This window comes from Paraburkholderia sp. BCC1884, assembly GCF_900996225.1.
Lineage (GTDB): Bacteria > Pseudomonadota > Gammaproteobacteria > Burkholderiales > Burkholderiaceae > Paraburkholderia.
Genome location: NZ_CAAJGL010000124.1, coordinates 1 through 531, shown reverse-complemented (window position 1 = coordinate 531; position 531 = coordinate 1). Strand labels below are relative to the sequence as shown.

Annotated in this window: 1 protein-coding gene; it reads right to left on the bottom strand. The window is 70.2% G+C overall.

Annotated features, from left to right (window positions below):
* Nucleotides 1-130: 130 nt before the first annotated feature.
* A partial coding sequence (locus tag FQ705_RS29285; protein WP_409934748.1) for an ABC transporter permease subunit occupies nucleotides 131-531 on the bottom strand: 401 nt, incomplete at its 5' end.

Here is a 531-nt window from a genome sequence, read left to right as displayed (position 1 = left end):
ACCGCCGGCGAGCAGCGCGAACGCCAGCGCGACCAGCGCCAGGGGGCCGCCCGGCAGCGCGCCCTTGCGCCCGGGCGCCGGCGGTTCGCGATGTTCGCCCAGGCCGCGCCCGGCAAACCAGGTCTTGACGTCAGGCATGGGACAACCCCTTGGGAAAGACGCGCAGCGTCAGCGCCGCCAGCACCGCGATGGTCAGGCCGCCGAGCACCGGGCTGACGAAGGTGCTCACCAGCACCTGGCAGGCACCGAACACCAGGCAGGTCAGCAGCAGGCCGAGCATCGAATAGCCGTACACCATCACCAGCATGAAGGCGTTGACCAGGTACGGCAGCCCCATGTTCGGATCGACGCTGGACAGCGGCGTGATCAGCATGCCGGCCAGCGAGCCGAGCGCGGCGCCGAGGCTGAAGGTGATGAAGCGGATGCGCCCCGAGTGAATCCCCAGGCCGCGCGCGAGGGCCTCGTTCATGATTACGGCGCGCGTCTTCACGCCGAAGCGCGTGCCGTTTAGCAGCGCGCTCAAGGCGGCGC